The organism is Rhodococcus sp. HNM0563, assembly GCF_012726195.1.
Taxonomy (GTDB): domain Bacteria; phylum Actinomycetota; class Actinomycetes; order Mycobacteriales; family Mycobacteriaceae; genus Rhodococcus.
Map to the genome: position 1 here is coordinate 1 of NZ_JAASAF010000041.1, position 530 is coordinate 530.

Genomic DNA, 530 nt, shown 5'->3' on the forward strand with positions numbered 1-530 from the left:
GACTCCCGCACCGGCAAACGCAAGGGCCGCAAGGTCGGCGCTCCCAGGTTCAAGAAGCGGACACACCGCCAGTCCGCTCGGTTCACCCGAAACGCCGGGTTCGCGGTTCTCGAGCCGGGCGGCGGTATCGGGCTGGTGCGCCTGCCGAAGATCGGGCGGGTCCGGTATGAGGCGTCGCGACCGTTGCCGGCGGATCCGTCGAGTGTGACGGTGATCCGCGAGGCCGACGGCCGGCACTATGTGTCCTTCGTCGTCGACGAACCCGTGCCCGTTGTGGTTGTCCCGCAGCCGGCGCCGACCCGATGCGCGGGTGTCGACGTCGGGTTGACCGACCTTGCGGCGATCGTTTACGACGATGGGACCCGCGAGAAGATTGCCAATCCCCGCTGGTTGCGATCGAAGGAACGTCGGCTGGTCCGCGCCCAACGGGCTTACTCGCGCACCATGAAAGGGTCGAAGAATCGGGACAAGGCCCGCCGAAAGGTTGCCGCGGCGCACCGGAAGGTGCGCGAGACGCGGTTGGATCATCA

1 protein-coding gene is annotated in these 530 nt (G+C 67.5%); it reads left to right on the top strand.

What is annotated here, in order from left to right; translation table 11 throughout:
* On the top strand, positions 1 to 530 hold a 530-nt coding region (locus tag HCA61_RS25880), incomplete at both ends, for an RNA-guided endonuclease TnpB family protein (RefSeq protein WP_169691059.1).